The sequence below is a fragment of the Rhodococcus sp. R1101 genome (assembly GCF_000278445.1).
GTDB classification, from domain to species: domain Bacteria; phylum Actinomycetota; class Actinomycetes; order Mycobacteriales; family Mycobacteriaceae; genus Rhodococcus; species Rhodococcus gordoniae.
In genome coordinates this window covers 1-817 of sequence record NZ_AJVB01000845.1, presented here as the reverse complement: position 1 = coordinate 817, position 817 = coordinate 1, and the positions used below count along the sequence as shown (strand labels likewise).

The window sequence follows — 817 nt, the reverse complement described above, 5'->3', positions numbered from 1 at the left end:
ACCGATGTACGGGTGTGGTCCTGCCGGGCGGGGAGAATCACGGTACCGGTGCCGCCGGGCGCGCCGGAGGCATACGGCATCGGCAGCGTCGACCTGCCGCCCGGGTCGGCACTGGCGGTCGCCGCGGTCACCACCGTCCCCGCAGCGGCCGCGTCCGAGCCGCTGTACGTTCCCGCCGAGAACGCCGGCTGCGTGCCCGGGGGCACTCGTGACGGCGGATAGGCGCCCATCCGATTCCTGGCTCGTCACGGCGACCGTCGCGCTGGTCGCACTCGGCATGCTCAACATGATCTCGACCGGCATGTCGTCGCTCGCCGTGCGTCACGCCGCGATCGCCGCAGTGGGACTCGGCGCGATGTGGGCGACCTCCCGCATGCGGATCGCCACCCTGAGTCGTGTCGGCTGGGCGTTGTTCACCGCCTCGGTGGTCCTGCTCGCGGCGGTGCCGTTGATCGGCATCGCGACCAAGGGCGCCCAGCGCTGGCTGAACCTGGGTGTCTTCACCCTGCAGCCCTCCGAGATCGCCAAGCTCGCCCTGGTTCTGGTGCCCGCCGCGATACTGGCCGGCGGATACACACTCGGCAGGTTCGTCGGGGTCCTGGTCGTGTCGGCGTTGCCGATCGCGCTGGTGGCGCTGCAGCCCGACCTGTCGACCGCCGTGGTGCTCGTGGCCACCGTGCTGCTCATGCTGATCCTGACGAGGGTGCCGCTGCGCTCGCTGTTCCCGTTGTTCGCACTCGGGCTCGCCTCGCTGCCCCTGGCCGTGCTGTTCCTGCGTCCGTACCAGCTCGAGCGGATTCACGTCTTCCTGTCGGGG

At 70.7% G+C, this 817-nt stretch carries 1 protein-coding gene and 1 pseudogene; both read left to right on the top strand.

What is annotated here, in order from left to right:
• Positions 1-222 (top strand): annotated as a pseudogene (locus R1101_RS29945) (hypothetical protein); the annotation flags it as partial.
• On the top strand, positions 209-817 hold a 609-nt coding region (locus tag R1101_RS28805; protein WP_016935792.1), incomplete at its 3' end, for an FtsW/RodA/SpoVE family cell cycle protein. The pseudogene R1101_RS29945 and the gene R1101_RS28805, both read left to right, overlap by 14 nt.